The organism is Segatella copri (assembly GCF_009494395.1).
Taxonomy (GTDB): Bacteria; Bacteroidota; Bacteroidia; order Bacteroidales; family Bacteroidaceae; genus Prevotella.
In genome coordinates, this window is record NZ_VZCB01000092.1 from 1 (window position 1) to 26379 (window position 26379).

A 26379-nucleotide genomic window follows, 5' to 3' on the forward strand; every position below is an offset into this window, starting at 1 on the left:
TCATTCAAGTTTTTTATATTACTTGCTTATAATTCGAAAATTTTATATAAATTTGCAAGCACATATAACAAGAAACCAAAAAGAGATATGGCAAAATATGTAACCATCATGGATATTGCAAGGGAACTGGGGATTTCCAAGTCCACCGTTTCGCGTGCTCTTTCGGGAGATACGGGTAATGTGAAGACGGAAACCTTGCAGAAGATATTGGCAACTGCCGAGCGGATGGGCTATCATCGCAACGAACTGGCTGTGAACTTTCGCCAGCAGAGTACTCATAACATCGGCATCATCATTCCCGAAATCGTAACAACGTTCTATATGACCTTTATCAATGAAGCTCAAGCCATCTTGCGCAAGCAGGGGTATAAGGTGATGATTGCCATCTCTAACGAGAATCCTGAGCAGGAGAGAGAGAACATTCTGATGATGGAGCAGCTGCGTGTGGATGGCATCCTGATGAGTGCATGCGATAAGGAGCATAATGTGGACCTATATAATAAGGTGATAAAAAGGGGCATTCCCATCGTGTTTTTCGATAGAACGGTGGAGAAGGTAAAGGCTTCACAGGTGCACATGGACGATTACATCATGTCGTTTTTCATGGTGGAGGCTTTGTTGCGCAAGGGGTATAAGCATATTATTCATATCCCGGGACCTGCTTATATCCGAAACAGCTATGAACGATTGAGGGGTTATAGGGATGCGCTGGAAAAGTTTCATATAGAGTATCAGGCACAGGATGTCTTGTCGCCAGCCTTGTCGGCTGAAGAGGGTAGTTGGGTGATGGAGCGTTTCCTGGAGAAGAATGTGCCCTTTGATGCGGTCTTTGGCTTTACGGAGACTGCTGTGTTGGGAGCCAAGAGTGCTATCCAGAAGCGTGGCTTGCGCATTCCGGAGGATGTGGCACTTTGCTGCATGTCGGGCACAGCCTTGGCTACCTTGGTTCATCCTCAGTTGACGGTAGTAGAACAGCCTATTGAGAAAATGGCGCAGGAAAGTTGCCGACTGTTGCTGGAGCATATTGCCGATGGCTATAGAAGGATAGAGGAAATTGTATTGAGAGGTGAAACCGTGATAAGGGAATCTACTTAATAAAGGTATCGACTTCTGGAATCTGCATAAAAGAAACGGGTGTATCATCTATATTATTGAATGATACACCCGTTTTCTATCTCTTTATCTTAAGCTTTTAAACTTAATCTATCGCCTTATCTTAAGCTTCCTCTTCCTCTTCTTCATTCTCCAGCAAGTCGGTGCCGAGGTGAGTGGTCTGTTCACGCTTCAAACGGTCGCGCACTTCCTTAGGCTTGGTGGCGTAGGTAATCATTCGGATAGAATCGTTATAGCTTACGTACTTCCAGAGCCAGTTGAGCATTACCATTACCTTGTTCTTTACGCCAAGGATAGAGCGGAGGTGAACTACCAGCCACAATACCCAGGCAAAGAAGCCCTGGCTGTGGAACTTGCCAAGCTCTACCACAGCCTTGTGTCTTCCGATGGTAGCCATAGAGCCCAGGTTCTTGTAGCGGAAAGGCTTGAGCTGGGAATCAGCGGCTCCCTCGGCAATCTTCTGGATATTCTTAGCCAGGAGTGCTGCCTGCTGAATGGCTACCTGTGCCAACTGTGGATGACCGCCAGGATAAGCTGGGTCTGTGGTCTGGATACACTGGTCGCCGATGGCAAAGAGACCGTCCATACCAGGGATGCGGTTGAATTCATCTACTACGATTCGGAAACCACGGCCCAGATGATCGCCATCGATACCCGTGATAGGCTGTGCCTTTACACCTGATACCCAGAGGAAGGTACGGGTAGGAATCTCCTGACCATCCTTCATCAGAACCTTGTGGTCCTTGTAGTCGGTTACCATCTTGCCAAACTGTACATCCACACCCATGCTGGTAAGAAATTCGTATGCTTTCTTAGAAGAGTCCTGTGACATTCCGGCGAGCAGTCTGTCGCCCGCTTCCAGGAGATAGATGTGCATCAGAGATGAGTCCATATCAGGATAATCATAAGGAATCACGTAGCGCTTCATTTCAGAGAGGGCTCCGGCTATCTCCACACCTGTAGCACCACCGCCTACAATCACTACGTTCAGCAGTTCCTGTCGCTCCTCTTCTGTGGCACAGGTCAATGCACGCTCCAGGTTACTCAGCACAGCGTTGCGCAATCCCATTGCCTCAGAAACGGTCTTCATCGGAATCGCCCATTTCTCGATGTTGGCATTGCCATAGAAATTGGTGGTGGTTCCTGCTGCGAACACCAGGTAATCGTACTCAATCTTACCGATGGAAGTCTGCAGAATCTTCTTGTCTGGGAATACGGCTCTCGCTTCTGCCATGCGGAAGTAGAAGTTCTTGCGCTTGCGGAAAATCTGGCGGAACGGGAAGGAGATGGAACTTGGATCGATACCTGCCGAGGCAATCTGATAGATAAGCGGAGGGAACTGATGGAAGTTGTTCTTGTCAATCAACACCACCTGCAGGTTTGCGTTGCAGAGGTCTTCTGCCAAACGAAGACCACCGAGTCCGCCACCTACAATCACAACTCTCTTCAACTGATTTCTCTTGATATTAATACTCATAACTACTGCTGTTTGTTTGTATAAATTAATTACATATATTTGCTACTGATTTTTCATATTATAGGCATTTAGCCTAGTCATCGCTGAAATTCGCTTGCAAAGGTACAGCTTTTAATTGAGACGGCAAAGAAAGAAGTGTAGAAAAACAGGGTAGAAGACTGTTGCAATCGTTTCCATTTCAGAAACGGGTAACTGATGTTATAAAATGTAATATACAGATAGCATTTTGAGGAGTTCTTCCATCTTTTTGATGCCGTCTTCGCCTTTACTGATACTTTGGCGATAGGTGCGCAGAAGCGGCTCCGCGCTTTGGGTAAGCGGGTACCGGAAGAGATTTTCGTGGCTGGTTTTTCGGGCACGTTTGCAAGGTAAAAGATAAGGGATAAAGTATTAGAAAAAGTTGAGTTAGCGTCTCATAATCATATTACTTTCATGCTGCATAACTTAAAAAAGAGACGGAATTTTCCGTCTCTTTTAATTATTTGATACGCCCTTCTTTTCTGAGAAGATTGATAAACTTATTCCAACCTTCAGAACGCTTATCTGCATTTTGTTTTGTCTTTTCTAAATTCCAATAATTCGGATAATTATCGTTGAGATAGTATTTGCCATCCTTGTCACAGAATAAGACCAAATCATCATATGCACGATTCACAACAGGATTGATATTAGCAGCTATAATGAACAGTGTTTCAGATGAACTTTTTACACTTATTGATGCATAGATTGGAATAGATTTTATTTTATCATATTCCTTAAATTTGATTTCTCGTGTTTTAGGATTGAACCATGCAATATCTAAATCAGTAAAGGCTATAGAATCCTTATGTTGCACAACATTGCCTGTGCTTACTTGACATACACCAAATAGTTGTGGTGATGTTTCCGTAAGAAAAGCATCTGTATTAGAGTTGCATGAACTAAATACAACCAATACTGTCAATAATATGATACCCAATAATTTCTTCATTGTTTTATCCTATATGAGTTTATCTATTAATTTCTTTTCGCCACAAATATAATGCAAAAATGTGAATAAATAAAAGATTTGCAAATATTTATTGTTATTTTTAACATTCTTTATAAAAATCTTGACATGTAAACTCCTTCTTTTTTGTTTTTTTGCAACCAAAAAGAGTTGTTTGACTGCAAATGTACGCAGATTGCAGAAATTAGGAATGTTGCTAAATCATTACCTCCATTGAGGTGAAACCGTTATAAATCGCTCATTTTAAGCTATTCGGCAGTTTTTAGCGTAATTTTGTGTAAAAAAAACGGCTGTACCCAATTGCTTGAGCACAGCCGCCTGTCTTTATCGTATGATTGTAGGGCTATTACAAACCTATATCGCCACCAGGGTTGTTGTCTTCGCCTCCGCCAGGGTTGTTGTCTTCGCCTCCGCCTGGTTTTTTGCCTTCGCCTCCGCCTGGGTTGTTGTCTGGGTCTTCTACATCGCCTTTATCGCCAGAGGTAACGTTCTTGATGACCTTGCCGTTGCGGTCGTAGCAGGTTATCTGGATGGCAGTGTCCATCAGTTCCTGTTTGATTTCCACGTTAGGCGTGAAGATGACACGTCTGGCAGTGATGAGTCCGCTTGCCACCTCGTTCACGGTTTCCACGCTTTTGGCTCTTACGCCAAATCTCATGGTGCCCAGTCCTGGAATAGCCACGGAGTGACCTTCGGTGGTCCAAGCCTTGATTACCTCGCCTGCGGCATCCCAACATGCCTGCATCACGCCTCGGCTCACTCCGCTGCGCAGAGCAGCCTCTTTGATAACCTTGCTCTCAGAGAGCTTGTTGTAAAGCTCGGTGCCGAGCACGTAACGATACTTACCTTTCAACTCACCCACCTGGATGAGGGTTTCCTTTGCTTTCAGATTAATTGCCATAATACTTTAAATAATTTATAATTAATAATTTATAATTAATAATTTAGAAAATTGATAATCGTAATTTCCAAGTTAAATGGAGACTTGGTTGTCAATATCTTTCCCTTCGTAATTTTACCTTTTTACTTTTTTACCTTTAAAAAATTCTTTTTACCATTTATCTAATGGTGATGGTAGGCACGAAGTGAGTGGAATCGGCTCGGGTGGAGATATTGTTCTCCTGTTGCTGTCGTTGGTTCTTTCCTATTACCAGTCCTGCGGTGCACGAGCTGGTGAGGTAGGTGACGATGGCAGAGCACACGGCCACGATGAGATACTTGATGAATGCTTTCATGTTTGGGTTCATACGTTTCTCTTGCCCCCTTTTAACTTCCCGTCCTCTTATAAAAAAGGAAAAGAAGGACTCGTATCGGGACATGGAGTCTAGGTTATAACTTGATGCATCTGAGACATTCTCATCCTTGTCTGAGACTTTCTCTTTCTTGTCTGAGACATTCTCTTTCTTTTCAGAGACTTTCTCCAGATGCTCTTTTTCATTTTTCCAACTGGAGAAATATTTTTCTCCAACTAGGAAAGTGATTTTCCAGCGCTTTCTGAATCACGATGCAAAGATACAAAAACAGCCGCCAGCGGTTATGCGTTGGCGGCTGATGCCGTGAGATGGCGGCACATTTTTCAGAATATTTTTTCGTAAATTTCTGAAACGGTATTATCCCGGTTCGCCCAGATACTCCACGATGGCCTTCACCTGTTTAGGCGAGAAAGCCTTGCTGGTCTTCTTGTAGCCCATCTTCTGGAGTTCATCCCACAGAGGGGTACAAAGTCGAATCCAAGCCATCAGATGGTTGACGGCAGTGCGTGGCATGCTCTCGGGAAAGTACATCAGGGCAAGTTCCTTCTTGGTGTACGTGTGAATGATAAATTCTTCCATATTTATTTTGCTTTAAAAATTAATAACTTCCTGAACTTTCGCATCAGAAAATAGTCGCTGAAATCCTTGCATCCAGGGGGCAACTGGTGATGCACTAGCGAGGGCAGAATCTCCTTCAACTGCATGTAGAGATGTTCGCCCGGCGCATCCTTGTCGGGATACATGTGCCATTCTATCTTGAGCTTTTCTCCCATTTCTGCCAACCATTGCTTGTCGGCTGGTTTCAAGAGCGTGGCAGACGGAATGGCTATCGCCTTGTGTCCGGCAGAGAGCATCGCCCAGCAGTCGCTGCACCCCTCGGTGATGTAAAGAGGTTCACCAGGCGAAAGCTGTCTTGTGACGGGCAGGTTATAGATGCCGCATTGCGAACCGTAGGGGAATCGGAAGCGGGGAATGCTCTTTCCCGAAGCTTCTTTATCTGGATTCGCCTTGCCTAAATCGCTCTTTCCCGAAGCTTCTTTGTTAAGATTCGCCTTGCCGAGATTTCTGTTTTGGATGCCGATGAGTTTTCCGTCCACGTCATAGTAAGGAGTCTGTAGCCAACTGATGCCCTCCTTATCCGTCCATGATGTCAGTCGGCACCAGTTTACCACTCTCGCATCAATCCGTCTCTCCTCGAAAAGAAATCTACGTGCCGCCTCGTTGAGCCAAGGATGCTCGAAGAATCGGGCGTACTTGCTGGCATCAAAGGAGGGTGCTTTCGAGGTGGGTGCTTTCTCCGGAGAATATTTCTCCTTTCCATCTGCTATATAAACTTGATGCGCATCTGCCAGCCAATGGCAAGCCGAGAGAAAATCCTTGCCTGTATATTTCATCACAAGGTCGATGGTGCCGATGCTGTGGTCCATACATACGTAGCAGCGGCAATAGTTCTTCCTCGTGTTGAACGAGAAACTGGCGTGATGATCGTCGTGGAAAGGGCAGAGGCACTTGTGCTTCGACACCTGCATTCCCAGTCGCTCTGCGACCTCCTCTATTGGAAGGTCGCGGAGCTTTTGAATTTCATATTTTTCCATACAAAAGTCTTTTTTACTTTTTTCAAACAAAAGTCTTTTTCCAAACAAAAGTCTTTTTTACTGAACTTTCGCATGTGGTTCAAGAACGGGCTGAAGGCCCAAAAGCTCCTAGCCCAGGGCATCGCCCTGGGTATAATGGCAATCAGCAAGGCGCCCTGTAAGGGCAAAAGCTTTAAAATACTGGGCAATATACAAAGCTTTTGCCCTTACAGGGCGACAAGTTTGTGTCCCCAATTACCCAGGGCGATGCCCTGGGCTAGGAGCTTCTGCCCTTTCAGGGCGTTTGGAGCTTACATGCGAAACTTGAATTTTTTACTTTTTCAGATACTCCTGCGTCTTGGTGTAAAGTCCAGTCTGGGCACAGTAGGTGATAAACTCACGGTTCTTCCAAACTCTGAGCTGATGCTTGGTGCCCTCCTTGCTCTTGCCGAGGCTCAGGCGCAATGCCTCCAGCTGCTGCTCGTTGAAGGAATTATCCAGGCTGTCGAGCATGTTCTTTGGTCCGTTCTTTTGAGTCTCCTCCTCGTTGGCATCTGCGCCCTTAAACATGTCGCCGAATACCTTTACCTTCGACCACAGGTCATAGTAGCAAAACCACACCACGAAGTCGCTGATGCTTCGAGCCCACTGCTGATCGTTCAGAATCCACAGCACTGCCCCCTTCTTCCATGCCGAGAAGATGCTGCGGTGGGAGAGCTCCCAAAGCATGTCATCATCGGCCAGGTCGGCAAGCTTCGCCATCTCCTCTGCCAGCTGGTCGGCTATCTTGTTGAGCGGCTTCACGGTGAATGCGCCCTTGCAGTTGTCCAACCTGAGCAGATAGCTGTCCAGCTGTTCCATGAAGTCCTGCCCATAGGTGCCTTGGCGTGGAATCCTGCCCAGTCGCTCGCCGCGAGCCTTGTAGGCAAAGGGGATTCTGCCGAAGAAACCGTTGGTCAAGTCTTTCTTGTAGAAGAGGCGGGCGGCATCGGGGGTGGAAGTAAAAGTGAGGTTCACCCGCAGCACGGGGTTACCCGTCACGCCATCAGCCGTGGCACGCAGGGCACCAGCTCGCTGACAGTCGTAGATGTTTCTCACCATCTGGCTCACCTGCCTGTGCCCACCACACATCTTGTCTGCCATCTCCACCTCGGGCAGGTTGAGGTATTGGGTTCGCTCGCCCAGCTTCTCCAGCGCCATGGCATTCTGTATGAAGGCAGGGTTGGTGATGTCGGCAGGTGGAAACCAGAAGCTCACGTCCGGACGCTCGGGTTTTTCCTTGTTGGCACCCTTGGTCTTCATCTGTCGTTGCCAGTCCACGAGTTTCTTATACTCTATCTCATCGTGTTTGCGAAAAGGTCGCATGATTGCCTCTACAAGATGGCTCAATTGCGCCTTTCCGATGCCCGAAGGACCTATCAAATGCCCCATTTGGCCGCACATTTCATAAAATTTGTTGTCGCAATACATGAATCTTACGTCCGTGAGATGGGCTGCCAAGGCAGGAATTGCCATCGGAATGAGCACTTCTCGCATGTCTTTTGAGGCTTGTGAGAGGGCAAATTTCACAAATTCTGTGCCTTTGCCCGGTTTTGGCATCGCTGGAGCGGTGCTGCTAAAAATGTTGTAATTCATTGCTTTATAGAGAATTAAATCAATTTTTGGTTTGTTACTTGGGTGGCTTAGCGTCTCAGTCTCAGCGTCTCAGTTGTTTTAAAAGGGGTATCCGCTTCTATCTATATATTATATAACTAATTAATTATCAATAAGTTATAAGGTATAAGAAAGGGGGTGTGAAGTGGAATTGTGACTTTTTTCCTAACTGAGACTGAGACGCTGAGACGGTTTTGCTGCCTGCAAGCTGAGTTTGTCAAGCAGTTTTAGCCCCCGAAAATCATCTATTCATCTGATAGTCCACGATGGCGTCCTTGGCGATACCAGCTTCCTTGTAGATAGCCTCGGCGATGTTTTCGCCCTCGTCGCAATACACTTTGAGTGTGAGCTGTATGGCCTCATCTTTGGTCTTGCTCACTCTGCCGTGCGCCAGCTTCTTGATGAGCTGCGACTGCGGCTTCATCTTGGGCTTGGCCACGAAGTCGAAGGTGCCGTCGGTCATCTGCTGAGCGATGCCATGGCATCGGAATCGTGGCAACAGGCCTGCCACAGGCTCATCGGGCGAGAAGAGGAAGTTTCTGCCACCGTCGTAAGAAGCCATGCCAGAGAGCAGTGTGTGCTGCTGGGCGGTTAAGAACTCGGAGTGCTGCTGGGCAGCGGTTAAGAACTGGGTGTGCTTCACACCGTTTATCTGAAAATTCTGATTGTTCATAATCTGAAAATTTTTGCGAGTAGAAGAGAGCCTTTTCAAGAAAAGAAAGGTGTCGACACTTATTTCCCGGGAACTCTCCCTCTGATAGACTCGTATCAACTCAGATTAAACAATTTGTTTTGTCCTTTCGACGGGTGCAAAGGTAGTAATAGATGGTGGATGGTCAAAAGGTGGTAGAAGGTACTTTCAAAAAAATAATTACCACCAAATTACCCGCTCACTTTCAGATAGTTAGCGAAAAAATGGTAATTTGTTGGTAATTTTCTGGGGTAATCTTTATTTAATGTTCATGGTGAGCCAGACTTTTATCAGCTTTGCTTGCTCATCTGAGAGTTTGGTGATTTTGCTCAATTCCTTGTGGCTCTGCGAGGAGTTCCAATTTTCCTTGATCAAGTCTGCAAGTCTTGAGCAGGAAGCTACATCGTGGCCCTGGGTTTTTAAATGACTGTTCAGAAGTCCAGCCACATTGCACACCAGTGTGATGTTGATAGAAGTGTTGTTTGAGCTGCTTTTGGGATGCTTTCGGGAGATTTCCTCTACCAGCTCCTCCTTCTCCAGCAAGTACTTCCACAGCTCCTCCCATAGGGGCCAGCAAGCCTTGAAAGCCTCCTTTCTGTTCCATTCCTTGGTGGCTTCCAGTATCCCGTAGAGCAGCGCCTCTTGCCGAGCGTCCGTCTTAGCCACCCCAGTACTTCTGAATCGCTTTATCGGGTCGCCACGGCGGTAGATGGTCTCCTTGCCGGTGGATGGGTCGAACTTGTTGGCCTCTATCTCTTGACAGAATTTCTCGAAGAGGGGCTTGGCTTCTGGATTGCGGTCTTGTGAGCTCATGATGGCTATCCAGATGTCCTGATATTTCTCAAACACCTCGTCGCCGGCTGCCATCAATCTTGCGAAAGTTAGGGCAGCTATCAGGGGAGGCAATTCCCTTTCCATTCCTATAGTTCTGCCTAGGCAGGCTGTTTCTATAAGCAAGTCGGTCACCGCATAGCTCGCATCATCCAGGTCTTCGGCGAATCGGGCGAAGTATCGTTCGGTCTCATCCCAAGTCAGGAGGTCTAGGTTGCGGAGTTTATCTGCCACATCGTCATTTGTTGTGTCAGAGGCTTTTTTTTCTCCCATTATTCGTAGGTATTGAGCCTGCTGTCTATAAATCGGTTCTTCTTTTCTGAGGTTCTTGCGCCTTCTGTCGTTTTGTGTCATGCTTTACCGTATGCTTTGTCCATGAATGATTGGGTGGATTGAATTGGGTCGCCATCGAAGAGCCCTATCTCGTGGTTTACATCCTCGATGTTTTTACGTTCCGCATCAGTCATCTGTTGCGTCTTGGCAGTTTTTCCTCCAAGCGTGATAGGGCGGGCGCCTATTGGCGATACCTGGATGCTGTCGGCATTTTCTGCGCAAAGTTTCATGTATTCTCTCTGTTTCTCGTCTTCTTCGTTGAAACTGAGTTTTTCTCCCTCAGACGATTCTTGTATGATAACGAGATTGGAATGAAACATTTCACGATAGATGATATTGGCACGTCTCATAGCTTCGGTTACTTTTGGGTCGTTGATTTGTGGAAACTTTACACACAGTTTATTGAAACCACGTGGAAACTGCTTTCTGTCGCTCACTAAACTCCAGAAGTGCTTGTCATCGCGGATGGGCACCACTTTCACCACGAGTCCATAGCGGGCAAATGCCTCGCTCAGGGCACGGGCAAGTGAATCGGCCACGGTATCGGTCTTTTTGAATACGGAAGATTTCACTTCGATGGCTACACGCTGATAGGTGCCGCGGTTGTCTATGATGATGTGAAGTGACTCGTAGTCGTCTTCTATCACGGCTTTATCCAAAAAGGGTTGCGGACGATGGCTTATGCTTCTACAGCGGGCTAGTTCCAGGATGGCAAATCCATCCTTCGGTGCAGAAGTGTATTTGTGGTAGAGCTTTTTCTTTCTGCTGCTGGTAAAGGTTAGCGTTGGTTTTACGCTAGCCCAATCAAAGGGAAAGGCTAGCTCAGTTTTTGCGCTAGCCGGATTAACAGGAAAGGGACAACGTTCGGCAACCTGCTGATTTGGTTCGGCAGCCTGCTGATTTTGTTCGGCAACCTGCTGATTTTGTTCTGCAAGGAGCATCTGATAGTCATTTTCTAGCAGATAGTTGAGCAGTTCGCTCTTTTTCTCGAATGCCTGTCTTGGGTTAAAACTCTCCGATAGTTCGGGGAATAGGTTTATGGAGGAGTCTTTCTTCTCTATGACCTCAAACTCGTATCTATATAAAGCGTATTCCATGGCTTTTTTTGATTATTTTGTTTTATTATTTTTTATTAATTTGTGTTTGGTGCAGTATTGAAATGCCACATTTTAGCCAACAAAAGTAATAAAAAATACCGAAAGCGATTAATTATTTTACGTTCTTTAACTTAAAACTATTCGGCAATCTGATGAATCACATAGGTCACCACGCCCCAAACCATGAAGCGGTTGGTTTCATCTACACGGATAGGAGAGAATTCACTGTTCCATGGGATGAGCCAGCCAAAGGTTCCGCTTTCGTCCATTTTGAACTGTTTGATGGTGAATTCGCCATCCACGAAGGCGATGACGAAGTTGCCGTTAGAGGGTTCTATCTGCCGGTCAACCACAGCGAGGTCACCGTCAAAAATGCCTGCATCCTTCATGCTGTCGCCCGAAACACGCACGTAGAAAGTTGCCTCACGATGGCGAACCAGAATATCGTTGAGGTCTATTTCTCCCTCCATATAGTCTTGTGCCGGCGAAGGGAAGCCGGCTTTTACGCTTTGTTCAGCCAGCGGAATCGGCATCTTTTCTCCGAATTCCGCAGGGTGAAATGTCAGCTTTATATTATTTTCGTTATTCTTATTCATTTTCTTAGTTTATGGAGCCCATTTTTTGAAAGGGGCTAATTTTGCATCTCATTGGGTTTTTACCTTCAGTATTTCGTTGATGTTCGTTGTGAAACGTTTTGACATGTATTCCCGTTTCAAATCGAATTGGCAATCGGTGCCTTGTATGGCTTGCCTTATCGTGCCATAGCCGTTCTTGCGGTTAATGGCATCGATGGCTTCCATCAGCGCTTTTTGCTTGCTTCGGTCGATAGGGTCGAAGAGGTCCTGTTGGCGAGGACTGTCGGGTGAGATTTGCCACAGGATGACACCTGCCTTCTTGAAGTGAAACGACATGTCGGGGCGGTCAGCTCTGCTGTCTGTCATCGGTTTCGGATATCTGGCTCTGAGAATGGTGAGGGCGGCACCCACGATTTCATCTTGTGCGTTTGTAGCGATGGGTAGGGTGAGGGAGTCGTGGATGGTATATTCGGGCACATTCTCATTGAATCTGGAGGTCCATGCGAACACGGTAATACCCTGGCATACGCTACCTTGTCTCCTTAATTTCTCTGTACAGCGTACTGCGAAATTAGCCACGGCTTCTTCTATCACGTTCTTGTCAGTAATGCCCTCGTCGGCAAAACTCCTGCTGGTGCAGATGCTCTTCTTCTGCGGCAATTCCTCGATGCTGATGCAACTCTCTCCGTTCAGTTCCTTCCAGGTCCTGACGGTGGTGATGTTGAAATGGCTGCGCACCCAACTTTCTTTCTTTTCCGCAAACTGGGCAGCAGTTCGGATTCCCATATAGTCGAGCTTCCGGGCTATCTGCCTACCTATTCCCCATATGTCTTCTACGGGGAAGAGAGACAGCGCCTTGCGTCTCCGTTCGTCTGTGTCGATGAGACAACAGCCCTGATATCCCTTGTATTTCTTGGCGAATTTAGAACCGATTTTTGCCAGAGTCTTCGTCTCTGCGATTCCGATGGAGATAGGGATGCCTACGGCTCGGAGCACATCAGCCGAAATCCTGGCACCATATTGGTGGAGCAAAGGATCTGATGTAGCAGAAGTAACGTTTTCCTTCGGATATTCCTTGAAGAAACGTTCTGCCATGGAATGATCTGTTTCAAAAAAGCTCTTTGCCATGGAATGATCCACTTCGAAGAAACTCTCGTCGATGGAGTATTGGTCGATATGGGGTGAGTAGTGCGATAGCATCGACATCACGCGGTTGGATAGAGAACCATAGAGCGTATAGTTGCTGGAGAAGATAGCTACGCCTTCTGCCTCCAACTTTTCCTTTACCTGATAGAATGGGTCGCCCATCTTATAGCCTAAAGCCTTGGCTTCTTCAGAGCGTGCGATGACGCACCCATCGTTGTTACTCAAGACAACCACGGGCTTCCCTATCAGGTCGGGGCGAAACACTCGTTCGCACGAACAGTAGAAGTTGTTGCAATCTGCTAATCCTATCATTTTTTCAATATAATCCACTAATTCTTGTATAACTGAACTTCCTCAAGTTTTACCCCATACGCCCTGCAAGGGCAGAAGCCCCTAGCCCAGGGCATCGCCCTGGGTAATTACGGACACAAACCTGTCGCCCTGTAAGGGCAAAAGCTTTAAAACTCCAGACAATGCATAAAGCTTTTGCCCTTACAGGGCGCCTTACTGATTGCCATTATACCCAGGGCGATGCCCTGGGCTAGGAGCTTTTGGGCCTTCAGCCCGTTCTTGAACCACAGGCGAAAGTTCATTCCACTAATCCTTATACAATCTGCAAAATTACGAAAAAAAATCCGAAACCTATTACCTTTTATCCTTGTTTTTTGGTTGTTCCGTAATTTTTTCTTAACTTTGTGCCCATAATTTAGATTAGAATAATCGTAAAATCAGAACGATATGAAAGATATGTTATCATTGAGCCAGTCGAGATTCTCGGCTCGTAAGTTTACCTCTGAGGCTGTGAGCCAGGAGGATTTGGATTATATCATGCAGTGTGTGCAGTTGGCACCGTCTGCTGTGAACAGACAGCCTTGGCTCTGGCTTATCGTCCGTTCTGCTGAGGCTAAGGAGAAATTGCAGGAATGCTACGATCGTGAGTGGTTTAAAACAGCACCGATGTATATCGTGGGCATGAGAAATGTGAATGAAAACTGGGTTCGCAGATATGATGAGAAGCCTCATGGAGATATTGATGTAGCCATTGCTACAGAGCATCTTTGTCTGGCAGCCACCGAGCGTGGACTTGGAACCTGCTGGGTATGCAATTACGATACCGAAAAGATGCAGCAGTTTTTCCCTCGTGAGGGCTATGAGGCAGTTGTTATTATTCCTATCGGGCATATTGCAGAAGATTGTCCTCATGCCGGGAAGAAACGCAAGGACATGAGCGAGATAGTAGAAGAAATCTAGGATAAAAATGGAAGCAAAATGGAAATGGCTTCCCTTTTCGCCATACATGCCGGGTACGACATATTAACATGAATATGAAAAAAATAAGAAAGATATTAATAGGTGGAATCATGATGATTCCTGCCCCCGTCTTTTCGCAAAGTATGATGATGCCCATGGGGCAGAATACAACGGTTCCTGTAGAGCAGACTACCCATTACAAGCGCTATCATGGTGATGGAATCGATGATGTCCTGCGCCTGGTGCCAACGGCATCTGTCTTCGGATTGAAGATGCTGGGCGTGGAGGCTGAGAGTTCCTGGAAGCGAAGGATTGCTGTTTCGGTGCTCTCGTTCGGCGTCAATGCAGCTGTAACCTATTCGCTCAAGAAGTCGATACACAAGATGAGACCCGATGGGACTGATAACGAGTCGTTTCCTTCCGGACATACCTCTGTGGCTTTCTGCGGTGCCACCACATTGATGCACGAATATCGCAAGGTTTCTCCTTGGATTGGTGTGGCGGGCTATGCAGTGGCTACGGGAGTGGCTGTGGATAGAGTGCGCCGCAATCGCCATCATTGGGAAGATGTTGTTGCGGGTGCTGCCATCGGTGTAGCCTCAGCAGAAGCCGGCTATCTGATAGGCGATTGGATTCTGGGAAAGAACAAAAAGAAAGGAAAGGAGAGTGATGGAGAGAAAGATATTAACGACAATATCAGTCTTTCGGTAGCTCCGACAGGTATTGATTTAGCTATCAGATTATTCTAGTTATCACTCCCTGCGGTCGTTCGGGAAGTTAAGAGATTCTAGTTTCGCATGTAAGCCCCACACGCCCTGAAAGGGCAGAAGCTCCTAGCCCAGGGCATCGCCCTGGGTAATTACGTACACAAACCTGTCGCCCTGTAAGGGCAAAAGCTTTAAAACTCCAGACAAAGCATAAAGCTTTTGCCCTTACAGGGCGCCTTACTGATTGCCATTATACCCAGGGCGATGCCCTGGGCTAGGAGCTTTTGGGCCTTCAGCCCGTTCTTGAACCACAGGCGAAACTATTTCTCCATTCCTCCTGTCTGGATTCCCTGTTGCTCTTCCTGGAAGTCATTCTTGATGTTTGACTTCGCCTGCTGGAATTGCTTCTTGGTGTTTCCGAACTTCCATGTCAGGGTAAGACTGATTTGGCGCAATGGCACTTTTATGGTCATGTTCTGAACGTAATCCGAACCCACGGTCTTCTGCTTGATGTTGAGCTTGTCGTCGGTAGGAGTGAGGAACATCAGACTCAGGTCAAGCTTATCCTTCACGATAGATTTGGAGAGGGTGGTATAGAAGAATGCCATACCGCTCTGATAGCCCTGCAGATTATGCTGCTTGGTCTGGATGATGCTACCCACGGTCCATTGCAGTTCCCAAGGCAGGGTCTGTTGCAGGTTGATCATCGTGCTGCTGTTCCATCCGTTGTTCTTCCATCCTAGGGCATCGCTGCGCAAATCGTTGTAGCTCAAGCTCTCGTTCAGCATCAGTCTTGTCTTCTTGAACATCAGCCAATTGATGAATACATTCATGCTGGCGTTGCGGGTCTTCGAAACATTGCCGTAGGTGGTGTTGAGCAGGTTGTCGGCATCGAGGAAGGAATACTGCTCTATCTTGTTGTCGCAGAATCCGTAACCCAGGGTGGTGCTCAACATGAATCGCTGGTTATAGTAATTGAATACCATGTTCAGCTGATGCGACTTCACCACGTCGAGGTCTGTATTACCATAGGAGATGGCAGTAGGATTACTGCGGTCTACGTATGGATTCAGATAGGTGATTCCCGGACGGGTGATGCGCAGCTGATAGTTCATTCCGATGTTCATGCCCGGAGCCATGTTGTAGGAGAGGCTGGCGCTAGGTACGAGATTGCCGTACTGTTTGTCGAAGTCATCGCCCTTGCCCTGCTCAAACTTCACCTTTTCCCAGGTCTGCTCGTAGCGGGTTCCCATCATCGTTCCCCATTTTCCGAAGTTTCCTTTCCATTCAGCGTATGCAGCCAGAATATTCTGGTTGTTCTTGTATTCCATGCTGTTGGCTGGGTTCAGAGTCTCGGTCTTATCTGCTGCCACATCGTAGTAGCGGGAATCGCTCTTGTTGGTGCGGGCGATGTATTTGGCGCCGAAGTTCAAGCGCTGTGTCTCGCTGAGCGAATGGGTGAAGTCTGCCTGGAAGGTGTGCTCCGTGCCACGGGTTTTGCTCTTGGAGAGCAGGTCGTGGAGCTGAATTCCCGTTACCTGACTGATGTCATCGTAGAACGTATAGTTGTCGATATGGGTAGGGTTGGTGCTGAAGAGATAGCTGAGGATGAGGTAGTTGGTGCGCTCCTTGTTGAAGAATCTCTGATAGTCGATGCTTCCATTGAAAGAAGTGTTGTCCAGATTCTGCTTCATCTCGTTGCCATATTCGAAGCCCTTGCCATAGATGCCGCCAGACATCTGGGTAAGCGGATGACCGTTCAGCTTCTGACCGAAGGTGGTCAAGCCAGCCGTGGCGCTGATGTTGCTCAGCGAATCGAGTTCATAGCTGAGACTGATGTTACCCATCGAGAACGGCTGCTTCATGTCTGATTTCTGATAGTAGTTCATCAGGCTGCCGTCTTTCTGCGTACGGTCGAAGGAGATGGTTGTACCGTTCATCTTCTGGTAGTTGTACATACCGTTGGCACTGTAGGTAAGTTTGCCCTGCTGACCGCTGATGAGGGCAGAGATGCTCTGCGCCTGATTGCCGGCAGTGGCACTGATGTTGCCGTTATATCCATTGCTGATGTCGCTGCTTCCAGCTCCGCCCAAGGTCTTCTTGTTGAGTACGATGTTGAGCACACCGCCCGTTCCTTCTGCATCATATTTGGCTCCCGGATTGGTGATTACCTCTATGTTCTTGACCATGGTTGCCGGCATCGCCTTGAATATCTGCGATGGGTTGGCAGAGAACATGGGATTTGGCTTTCCGTCTACGTATACCTTGAAGCTGGAAGAACCATTCACGGTGATGTTGTCCTGTCCGTCTACGGTTACCATCGGAACCTTGCGCAGCATATCGAGTACGGTAGAAGCCTTGGCATCGGCATCCTGCTCTACGTTGTAGGTCATCTTGTCGGTCTCCATCTTCACCAGCGGCTTGGAGGCAACCACGGTTACTGCATCCAGGTCCATATCCTTCCAGATGGAATCGGCAGCCTCTACCTGGTTCTGTGCGAAGCTTTCGAGCGAACATACGAGCAAAGAACTCAGTAATATCATATTTTTCTTGTTCATAACAATCTTTTTTTTAGTTTTAATACTCCTTGATTCTGTTATTTTCTTTGTCATTTTTTCTGTTTGACGATGCAAAGGTAAATGATTTTTTTGGAATGACAATGGCTGGAATAGGGGTTTAACCCAACTATAACTTTCTGAAAGCTCTTCTTAACATTCAGATAACATAAAAACAGAATAATCCCGATAAAAAGCAAAAAATGTAAGCGAAAGTTTCGTTTATCTCAACTTTTATTTGTAATTTCGCAGAAAATTTAATATAATTGAAATAAATCATGATAAAAACAACAAGAAAGAGCCTTTGGGCTCTCACTTTCAGCACAGCTCTCTGTGCTTCGCTTTCTGCCAATGCCGATACTATCGAGGTGCAGAAACTGAAGCATGTGGGACCATTCCCTGTGTCTACTCCCTGGATGGCAGACAGCGTAAATGTGAAGGGAGAAAAGTTTGCAATGGAGGGGGTATTAGACTCTCCATTATCGTTCAACCTATTGAATAATGCCAAGGAAGTGGCTGCTTCTCAGCTCTTGGCTGATCATGCAAGGCAGAATGCACTCCATCTGGCTTCCTTCACCGTATCTAACACCAGCCGTACCAAGGCTACCGTAGAGGTAAAGGGCTTGAAGCAATACCGCCTCTTCGTAGATGGCGAGCAGGTGAAGGTGAATGGTGACAAGGCTGAGACCGTCTTGCTGCCTTCTACTCATACCGTGGTTATCAAATATCTCACCGTATCTGATTCGTCTTCCGATAAGACTGCAGACAAGGATGCTGCCAAGGATTTCAAGGTGAGCGTTACTGCTGCCGATGGCAAGCAGCTGAGCGTGGGCGAGGCTTCTGCCAATACCAAGCGCACCCTTAATATATATGATGTAATCTGTATGCCAAACTATTCAAGTGTGGCACTTTCGCCAAATGGCAAGTTTATGATTGTGCGCAAGACTTGGGTAGACCGTCAGGGCAAGAACCATAGCATCAACGAGCTGAGAAACAGCCAGACCAACAAGGTCGTTGCTTCCTTTGAGGAGAACGTAAGATGGATGCCTCGCACCAACAAGATGTACTTTACCGAGAAGGCGGGCGACAATGCCATCGCCGGTGAAGGAAAGGCAGACGGAGCCATGCAGCTTATCACCATCAATCCGCTGAATATGGAGCGCGAGGTGATGGCTGCTAATATTCCGGAAGGCTGGTTCCAGTTTACTCCTGATGAGAAATCGCTTATCTATACGCTTTATATGGAGGGTAGAAAGCAGGATGCTCAGGTGTTTGATGTAAAGGAGCCTGATGACCGCCAGCCTGGATGGAGAAACCGCAGCTATCTTGCCAAGTATGATTTGGCATCGGGCATCCTCCAGCCTCTTACTTTCGGCTATCACAATGTATATCTCAATGATATCTCTGCCGACTCCCGCTATCTGCTCATCGGCAAGAGCGAGGAGCGTCTTACCAAGCGTCCTACAACGGTCAATTCCCTCTATCGTCTCAATCTGAACGATATGAGCGTGGAGACTTTGGTAGAGAAGGGAGAATTCATCAATAGTGCCCAGTTCTCGCCAGACGGCAAGAGCATCCTCATAACCGGTTCGCCTGAGGCTTTCAATGGCATCGGAAAGAATGTAGAAGAGGGACAGACACCAAGCATGATAGATACACAGCTCTATCTGATGACTTTGGCAGACAAGAAGGTGAAACCGATGACCAGGGATTTCAACCCTAACGTGCAGAGCGTGGATTGGAGTAAGGCGGATGGAAACATCTATTTTACAGCAGAGGATAAAGACTGCATGCATCTCTTCCAGCTCAAGCCTAAGACCGGAAAGTTCACTCTCCTGAAGACTCCGGAAGAGAATATCAAGAGCTTCTCCATTGCAGCGGCTGCTCCGGAAATGGCATTCTCAGGTCAGAGTGCTTCCAATGCCGACCGTCTCTACAAGATGAATACCAAGGCACAGAAGGCTCTGCTGGTGGATGATCTCAGTGCCCGACTGCTGAAGGACATCGAGCTGGGCGAATGCAAGGCATGGAACTATGTGAACTCTCGTGGCGATACACTCTGCTGCCGTTACTATCTGCCTCCTCACTTCGATGCTGCGAAGAAATATCCTATGATTGTGAATTACTACGGCGGTTGCAGTCCTACCACCCGTATGTTCCAGAGTCGCTATCCTCATCATGTATATGCAGCGATGGGATATGTTGTTCTGGTGGTTAATCCTAGCGGTGCTACCGGTTTCGGTCAGAAGTTCTCTGCCCGCCACGTGGATACGGCAGGCGAGGGCGTGGCAGAAGACATCATTGCCAGCACGCAGGCTTTCTGTAAGGAGCATAACTTCGTGAACAGTAAGAAGATAGGATGTATCGGTGCAAGCTATGGTGGATTCATGACCCAGTATTTGCAGACCAAGACCGACCTCTTTGCTGCAGCCATCTCTCATGCCGGTATCAGCGATCATACCAGCTATTGGGGCGAGGGTTATTGGGGCTACAGCTATAGCGAAGTTTCCATGGCGAATGAGTATCCTTGGACCAACAAGCATCTCTTCGTTGATCAGAGTCCGCTCTACAATGCTGATAAGATTCATACACCATTGCTCTTTCTGCATGGTACTGCCGATAACAATGTACCGGTGGGCGAGAGTATCCAGCTCTATAATGCATTGAAGCTCCTCGGCCGTCCAACAGCGATGGTATTGGTAAAAGACCAGGACCATCACATCATAGACTACGAGAAGCGCCTCAAGTGGCAAGATACTATCTTCGCCTGGTTTGCCAAGTGGTTACAGGATGATGCCAGTTGGTGGAACGATATGTACGGCACCGAGAAGATGTAATTTCTCTTCTGCCTTCTTCACGCTTCCTGATTCCAGAATCAGCTGTTTCACTTCTTCGTAGTCCGTATATTGCGGATTGCGTTCCATGAAGATGCGGCAGGCACGGTCGATGAGTTTATGGTTGATGAGTTTGGCATTCACCATCTTGTTGCCTTCCACCCGTCCTTGCCTGATCTGAAGGGAAGTGCTTATCATGTCCAGAATCATCTTCTGCGATGAGCCTGCTTTCATGCGGGTACTTCCCGTTACAAATTCCGGTCCTGTGATGACTTCTACGGGATAATCGGCTGCTTGGGCGATGGGAGCGTGGGGATTGTTGACGATGCAACCCGTAGGAATGCCTTCTTTCTTGCAATGCTGCAAGATGGAAAGCACGAATGGGGTTGTGCCGCTGGCAGAAAAACCGAGTACGAAATCCTGCTTTGAGATATGTTTATCGCAGAGCTGGTGCCAACCATTCTCCAGGTCGTCTTCTCTTGATTCCCTGGTTTGCGTAAGGCAGCCGATGCCTCCGGGGAAGATGGCTTGTATCTGTGAACCGTCGATGCCATAGGTGTTCTGCACCTCTATGGTATCGAGGGTAGCCAGTCTTCCGCCCGTTCCGCAACCGGCATAGAAGAGTCTTCCGCCCTTCTTCAGCTGCCCTTCGATGGCGGAAATCAGTTGGTTGATGGCAGGCAATGCTTGTTCTATTGCCAGAGCCACCTTTTTGTTTTCTGCATTGATATGAGCGGTGAGTTCATCCACGTTCATCTTTTCCAGATGTTCGTAGAGTGAGCTCTGCTCTGTTATTCTTTTTTCTTCTTTATTTGGCATAGTATTTTACTTTTGGTTGTAGATTACGAAAAGCTTGATTTCAGGCTATTTCCTATGGCTATAGCCGATAATCCTGATGCAGGTTTCTATTCTTCTGCCAGGAAATAAACCGGAGCATTACGTGAACCTTCTTTAATCAGGAAACCGGATTTTTCCAGTTGCTTTAACCAGTTGAGTGCAGTCTGTTTGCGGATATGAAATTCCATTTCCAGGGTTCTGCGGTTGATGGAGCGATGGCTTTTCATATACTCTCTTATTTTCTCCTTCAAGGTATCTTCAGAGAAAGGGTAGGAGCGGGAAGTATATTGCGATTTCTCGAAATGAGTATGATGCTTCACCTGTTTCAGCAGGTCTTCATTGGGGCGGAACTTGATGCCCCTTACGCTAACGTAGTCGGCTCTCACCTTGCTGTCAGGCTTCAGTTCATCCATATCCAGATTTACCGAGAGTGAGAGGTATCCGATTTCCGGGATGTTGATACGCTTTCCATCCTGCAGGTCTTCTTCGATAATGTCACGCAGTTGCATGAAGACAGTAGCCACTTCTCCCTTTCCCAAACAGCTATGTTGGGCTATTCGTTCTATCATCTGCTTGTCTGTCATCGCAGGTTGCTCAAAGATATGGGCGAATCGGCGTGTCTCTTCATTTCCTCCAGCATTGGGAAGATAATGGATTTCATATTTTATAGCCATCGTATTCTTCTTTCTGTTTAGCGATACAAAGGTAATCTTTTATTCTTAAACTACCAAATAAAAATGGCACTATTATGGATGAGCGGTTTGATTGATACGAATGAGCGGTGCTATTGATGTGGGTTAGAACTGCTTATCAATAGGAATAAGCATCGTAAGAAGCCTTTATAAGTTGTCGGAAGAAGTAGGATAAGTTGTTGGAACAGTAAGTATATGTTGCCGGAAAAGTCACTTCCGTCAGTCGCACAACAGCTGTTGTGCGCTTGCATATCAGCTGTTATGCGCTTGCACAACACGTGTTGTGCGCTTGTAATCCAGCTGTTGTGCAGTAAGTAATGATTAAGCGTCTTTTACGGTTAATTATCTGTAATTAAACAATACGATAGAGTTGTAATCAAATAAAAATATGTATTTTTGTATCCGAATAGCGTATTTAAAAAGAGATCCGATGGCTTGCTGAATCGGAGAACAGATAGAAAGAGTTATATTCAGAATACTTATGAACCTGAGTTCGGGATAAGAAATATGCTTTAAAAGTTGGTAATCTCGATAAATTTTAGTACCTTTAAGGCTGTAAACCAATAAATTATAAATTAAAGGATACTAAGATTATGGAGATTACCAAAGACAAAATTACAGAGATTTTTTGTATTATCGACGATTTTTGCAAAGAATATGATGCAGAAATAGAGAAAATGGCAATATCAGAACCCAATGGAGGCAAGCACAGAAGGCGCAAGTGGGCAATGAGTCGTTCTGAAATAATGGCCATCCTCATCTATTTTCACTTCAATACGTTCCGTAATTTCAAGCATTACTATCTTTTCTATGTGAAGAATCATTTGTGCGACTTATTCCCCAACCAGCTCTCCTATAACCGCTTCATTGAGCTGGAATCCAAAGTGGCAGTCGAGATGATGTTGTTCATCCTGCTATTCTGTTTCGGCAGGTGTACAGGCATAAGCTTTATCGACAGCACTTGTGTCCCCGTCTGCCATAACAAGCGCATAAAAAGGAACAAGGTGTTCAAGGGATATGCTGAGATTGGCAAGAGTACTATGGGGTGGTATTTTGGTTTCAAACTTCATCTGATATGCAATGAAAGAGGCAAACTTTTGAATTTCATGCTTACAAAGGCTAACGTTGACGACAGAAATCCAGAGGTATTCAATAGGCTGAGTGACAATGTGTTCGGAAAATTGTTCGCTGACAAGGGATACATTTCACAAGGATTGTTCGAGAGACTTTTCAACGATGGAATAGAACTTGTAACAGGGCAGAAATGCAACATGAAGAACAAACTCATGCCGCTTTATGACAAGATTCTGCTCCGTAAGCGTTCGGTTATAGAAACCATCAACGACGAACTGAAAAATGTTGCAAACTCGTACATTCAAGACATCACAGCGTGTTCAATTTTGCAATGAATGTTCTGTCTGTTTTGGCTGCATACAGCTTCTATGAGAAGAAGCCGTCCATCAACATCGATTATTGCATCGAACACGTTGATGGGCTGCTTACTGTTATACAATAAAGGAATCTTTTCACTTCTTACAAACTATAGATAGCCATTCACACTTGTGGAGGGATGAGATATCTTGTCTTGTTGTGCCATAGACTTTATGATCATAATCATATCCCGAACTCAGGTTTCTAAACTCTGAGCAAAGTAAATGGTCAAATTGACAAACGAAACACTCACGTCGATGGTAGGTTGGGGTAGTCCCGCCTCTTCACACTTCTGCATGATAAGGCCAATGCCTCGTCCCCATGACTCCATCAAGCCACTGCGATAAAACACATTGGCTATCGTCGGATTCTCTGGGAGCGAACCCACTTGATTGTCAAGAAAAACCTTCGAGCATAAAGTCAAGAGAAGAATGATGATTGACGAAGGCATAGGCTTCGCTATCTGCCATATCCGATGCTTGACATCTTTCCCACATAGTATTATATTTCCATTTGTCATACTGGTAAGTAAGGACAAAGGATAGTACGGCAATAACTGCCAAAACTATTTTGTTACTTTTGATATTCATAATATTTAATCCTAAATTTCCGTATAATTTAATTCTTTTAGTCGTAGTCGGGAAGGCTCATCTAAATGCGTGCATAATAAGAAAGCACAATTTCCTATGCTCTTTACTGAGTTCGGAATGGTGACGCTTTGAAGAGAATAGCACAATTGAAAAGCTCCATCTCCTATGCTTGTTACTGAGTTTGGAATGGTGACGCTTTGAAGAGAATAGCAGCGACTAAAAGCTCCATTTCCTATGCTCGTTACCGAGTTTGGAATAGTGACGCTTTGAAGAGATTCGCACAATTGAAAAGCTCCATCTCCTATGCTCGTTACAGAGTTCGGAATTATATAATTGACGCAATCTTTTATTCTACTAACAATAGCTGTCTTATCCTTATTGAACAAGCAAACATCATCATTTTGGAAATATGTTGAGTTACAAATGAAAAAACATATATTGCAACCACGAAAAGCGTTATTTCCGATATTTCTTACAGAGTTCGGAATAGTGATGCTTTGAAGAGATTTGCACAAAAAGAAAGCTCCATTTCCTATGCTCGTTACAGAGTTCGGAATAGTGACGCTTTGAAGAGAATAGCACAAAAAGAAAGCTCCATTTCCTATGCTCGTTACAGAGTTCGGAATAGTGACGCTTTGAAGAGAATAGCACAAAAAGAAAGCTCCATTTCCTATGCTCGTTACAGAGTTCGGAATAGTGACGCTTTGAAGAGAATAGCACAAAAAGAAAGCTCCATTTCCTATGCTCGTTACAGAGTTCGGAATAGTGACGCTTTGAAGAGAATAGCACAAAAAGAAAGCTCCATTTCCTATGCTCGTTACAGAGTTCGGAATAGTGACGCTTTGAAGAGAATAGCACAAAAAGAAAGCTCCATTTCCTATGCTCGTTACAGAGTTCGGAATAGTGACGCTTTGAAGAGAATAGCAGCCATAAAAAGCTCCATCTCCTATCTTCGTTACAGAGTTCGGAATGGTGACGCTTTGAAGAGATTCGCACTGTTCAAAAGCTTTATCTCCTATGCTCGTTACAGAGTTCGGAATGGTGACGCTTTGAAGAGATTTGCAGCCACTAAAGGCTTCATTTCCTATGCTCGTTACCGAGTTCGGAATGGTGACGCTTTGAAGAGATTCGCACCAGCTAAAAGCGCAATCTCCTATGCTCGTTACAGAATTTGGAATGGTGATGCTTTGAAGAGATTTGCACCACCAAAAAGCTTTATCTCCTATCTTCGTTACAGAGTTTGGAATGGTGACGCTTTGAAGAGATGCACACCTACCAAAGGCTTCTTTACCAATATATTCTATATTTGATAGTCCAATAGATTTTAATTTGTTATTAAATAAATTAGACCCAAATGCATTAGCACATATTTTTTTGGATCGATTATCTATATTAAAAACAGATTTCCAATAAATAGCACCATAAACAATTCTAAAATCAGAAGAATATAAAACCCCATCTTTTATGATGAAGTTTTTAGATTGAATATCCATATTCATAATATGGAAGCATCCTCTCCATGGGTTGTTATGGGCAATATATTTTACGGATGCTGGAATATTACATGAAACCAAATTATTATTGTCAGCAAATGCCTCAGAACCGATAGATATTATCGTAGAGGGCAGCTTTACACTTCTAATACCAGTAGATTGCAAAGCACCATCGCAAATAACTTCTGTTCCTTCTCTTACAACATATTCTTTCTCGCGTAATGAGTAAGAAGCCTTTAATAGCTTTTTCCCATCGCGACTATATATAACTCCATACTCATCTTTAATAGCATCCTTAAAATCCTCTTCCGTTGCTTTTGTAGAAAGAACTTCTTCAATTGGCTTTTCTACCTTATTCAATAAAAACAAGCGGAAAGACACGGCTGATAGTTCTTGCTGTGAGTGGGCCAAGAGGAACAAAGCATATAATTTCGAAAATTCCGCATCATTCAAAAGAGAACATAGTGATTTCATCATCAGACATTCACCGATGTCCTGGAAATCAGATTCTGAAAACAGAAGTGAATCTGACCTAGCATTATTCTGCAACAAAGAGGTGTCTAAAGCTATTGCTTTCAGAGACATACCAATAAGCGCCAATGGAAAATCATCGATATGTTCATTGAAACAATCTTCTGTACGCAATGGATGGCGATAGTCAGGACTGCCCAATTCTCGCGCCTTTTGTCCTTGCATAGCGGGCACGTACATACCATCATAGTCAACCAACACTAAGGTCCCATCTTCAGTAACTAAGATATTATCGGGCTTAAGGTCTCCATGAGCAAATGTTTGTGACATCAGCCAGGCAGCCATTCTACAAAACTGATATGTGATAAGCTGCAAAGCATATTTATCGGATATGTGTTGATGAACATACTTATCAAGCGTAACTCCTTCTGCCCAGTCCATGAGTAATACAGGAAATTCAGTATCAGAAGAAACTGTAGAATCAACAAACAATTCTTTTTGGAGGTACTTGATGGAGCACAAATAGTTTGATGACACATATTCCAAATCATCTGTTATCTGCTGATATGCTATATCACGTCCCTCTTGCTCTCTCAAAAAGCACTTCACTGCATATAGTTTCCCAGAGGATTCATCTTTCATCTTGAATACCACAGCAAAGTTACCGCTAGACATCACTATCTCACCAGCTTCATCATAAACAGGACGAAGGGTGCTCAGTACATTAAAATTGTCTTCAGAATGCTTAATGGATTCAAGGTATTCTGATATAAGAGGATAATTCATA

General features: G+C 45.6%; 21 protein-coding genes and 2 pseudogenes. 6 read left to right on the forward strand and 17 right to left on the reverse strand.

The window, feature by feature from the left end; genetic code table 11:
* Positions 1-87 precede the first annotated feature (87 nt).
* Positions 88-1095 (forward strand): LacI family DNA-binding transcriptional regulator, encoded by a 1008-nt coding sequence (locus F7D73_RS12420; protein ID WP_153125170.1) that lies wholly within the window; start codon positions 88-90, stop codon positions 1093-1095.
* A gap of 121 nt (positions 1096-1216) precedes the next feature.
* Here the strand turns inward: F7D73_RS12420 and F7D73_RS12425 are convergent, their stop codons facing one another.
* Entirely contained in the window at positions 1217-2590 is a 1374-nt protein-coding gene (locus F7D73_RS12425; protein WP_153125172.1) for an NAD(P)/FAD-dependent oxidoreductase, read from the reverse strand.
* A gap of 246 nt (positions 2591-2836) precedes the next feature.
* Between F7D73_RS12425 and F7D73_RS12430 the strand changes: the two are divergent.
* Positions 2837-2950 (forward strand): annotated as a pseudogene (locus F7D73_RS12430) (substrate-binding domain-containing protein); the annotation flags it as partial.
* A gap of 118 nt (positions 2951-3068) precedes the next feature.
* Here the strand turns inward: F7D73_RS12430 and F7D73_RS12435 are convergent.
* The 11 genes from F7D73_RS12435 to F7D73_RS12485 all read right to left on the reverse strand — a co-directional run bounded on the left by F7D73_RS12435 (position 3069) and on the right by F7D73_RS12485 (position 13043).
* Positions 3069-3560 (reverse strand): hypothetical protein, encoded by a 492-nt coding sequence (locus F7D73_RS12435; protein ID WP_117693416.1) that lies wholly within the window; start codon positions 3558-3560, stop codon positions 3069-3071.
* A gap of 364 nt (positions 3561-3924) precedes the next feature.
* Positions 3925-4479 (reverse strand): DNA-binding protein, encoded by a 555-nt coding sequence (locus F7D73_RS12440; RefSeq protein ID WP_153125176.1) that lies wholly within the window; start codon positions 4477-4479, stop codon positions 3925-3927.
* Positions 4480-4636: 157 nt separating this feature from the next.
* Positions 4637-4825: a hypothetical protein gene (locus F7D73_RS12445; RefSeq protein WP_153125178.1), complete on the reverse strand. Its 189-nt coding sequence runs from the start codon at positions 4823-4825 to the stop codon at positions 4637-4639.
* 363 nt (positions 4826-5188) lie between these two features.
* On the reverse strand, positions 5189-5410 hold the full coding sequence (locus F7D73_RS12450; protein WP_153125180.1) for a DUF4248 domain-containing protein: 222 nt from the start codon (positions 5408-5410) through the stop codon (positions 5189-5191).
* A 2-nt stretch (positions 5411-5412) separates the two neighbouring features.
* On the reverse strand, positions 5413-6426 hold the full coding sequence (locus tag F7D73_RS12455) for a CHC2 zinc finger domain-containing protein (protein WP_153125181.1): 1014 nt from the start codon (positions 6424-6426) through the stop codon (positions 5413-5415).
* Between the two features lie 312 nt (positions 6427-6738).
* Positions 6739-8040: a hypothetical protein gene (locus F7D73_RS12460; RefSeq protein ID WP_153125183.1), complete on the reverse strand. Its 1302-nt coding sequence runs from the start codon at positions 8038-8040 to the stop codon at positions 6739-6741.
* Between the two features lie 259 nt (positions 8041-8299).
* Complete coding sequence (locus tag F7D73_RS12465) at positions 8300-8731, reverse strand: hypothetical protein (RefSeq protein ID WP_228117741.1); 432 nt, start codon at positions 8729-8731, stop codon at positions 8300-8302.
* 276 nt (positions 8732-9007) lie between these two features.
* Positions 9008-9853: a hypothetical protein gene (locus F7D73_RS12470; RefSeq protein WP_153125185.1), complete on the reverse strand. Its 846-nt coding sequence runs from the start codon at positions 9851-9853 to the stop codon at positions 9008-9010.
* Between the two features lie 77 nt (positions 9854-9930).
* Positions 9931-11010 (reverse strand): hypothetical protein, encoded by a 1080-nt coding sequence (locus F7D73_RS12475; protein ID WP_153125187.1) that lies wholly within the window; start codon positions 11008-11010, stop codon positions 9931-9933.
* A 137-nt stretch (positions 11011-11147) separates the two neighbouring features.
* A complete protein-coding gene (locus F7D73_RS12480; RefSeq protein WP_194256916.1) occupies positions 11148-11606 on the reverse strand; it encodes a LexA family protein in 459 nt (152 codons plus the stop codon).
* 48 nt (positions 11607-11654) lie between these two features.
* Positions 11655-13043, reverse strand: a complete 1389-nt coding sequence (locus tag F7D73_RS12485; protein ID WP_153125189.1) for a Y-family DNA polymerase — start codon at positions 13041-13043, stop codon at positions 11655-11657.
* 426 nt (positions 13044-13469) lie between these two features.
* On the opposite strand from F7D73_RS12485, the gene F7D73_RS12490 reads away from it, so the two are divergent.
* Entirely contained in the window at positions 13470-13982 is a 513-nt protein-coding gene (locus tag F7D73_RS12490) for a nitroreductase family protein (RefSeq protein ID WP_153125191.1), read from the forward strand.
* Positions 13983-14056: 74 nt separating this feature from the next.
* On the forward strand, positions 14057-14731 hold the full coding sequence (locus F7D73_RS12495) for a phosphatase PAP2 family protein (protein WP_228117742.1): 675 nt from the start codon (positions 14057-14059) through the stop codon (positions 14729-14731).
* A gap of 278 nt (positions 14732-15009) precedes the next feature.
* Here F7D73_RS12495 and F7D73_RS12500 read toward each other — a convergent pair whose 3' ends face one another.
* Positions 15010-17247 (reverse strand): outer membrane beta-barrel family protein, encoded by a 2238-nt coding sequence (locus tag F7D73_RS12500; protein ID WP_228117743.1) that lies wholly within the window; start codon positions 17245-17247, stop codon positions 15010-15012.
* 275 nt (positions 17248-17522) lie between these two features.
* Here F7D73_RS12500 and F7D73_RS12505 point away from each other — a divergent pair, with 275 nt between their 5' ends.
* Positions 17523-20081 (forward strand): S9 family peptidase, encoded by a 2559-nt coding sequence (locus F7D73_RS12505; protein WP_153125193.1) that lies wholly within the window; start codon positions 17523-17525, stop codon positions 20079-20081.
* Here F7D73_RS12505 and F7D73_RS12510 read toward each other — a convergent pair.
* A complete protein-coding gene (locus tag F7D73_RS12510) occupies positions 20028-20897 on the reverse strand; it encodes an N-acetylmuramic acid 6-phosphate etherase (RefSeq protein ID WP_153125194.1) in 870 nt (289 codons plus the stop codon). The genes F7D73_RS12505 and F7D73_RS12510 overlap by 54 nt on opposite strands.
* A gap of 86 nt (positions 20898-20983) precedes the next feature.
* Positions 20984-21589: an HU family DNA-binding protein gene (locus F7D73_RS12515; protein WP_153125195.1), complete on the reverse strand. Its 606-nt coding sequence runs from the start codon at positions 21587-21589 to the stop codon at positions 20984-20986.
* 611 nt (positions 21590-22200) lie between these two features.
* Between F7D73_RS12515 and F7D73_RS12520 the strand changes: the two are divergent.
* A pseudogene (locus F7D73_RS12520) lies at positions 22201-23123 on the forward strand (IS982 family transposase).
* Between the two features lie 111 nt (positions 23124-23234).
* On the opposite strand, the gene F7D73_RS12525 reads toward F7D73_RS12520, so the two are convergent.
* Positions 23235-23558 (reverse strand): ATP-binding protein, encoded by a 324-nt coding sequence (locus F7D73_RS12525; protein WP_153125196.1) that lies wholly within the window; start codon positions 23556-23558, stop codon positions 23235-23237.
* An 81-nt stretch (positions 23559-23639) separates the two neighbouring features.
* Positions 23640-26378: a leucine-rich repeat protein gene (locus F7D73_RS12530; protein WP_153125197.1), complete on the reverse strand. Its 2739-nt coding sequence runs from the start codon at positions 26376-26378 to the stop codon at positions 23640-23642.
* Position 26379: the final 1 nt, after the last annotated feature.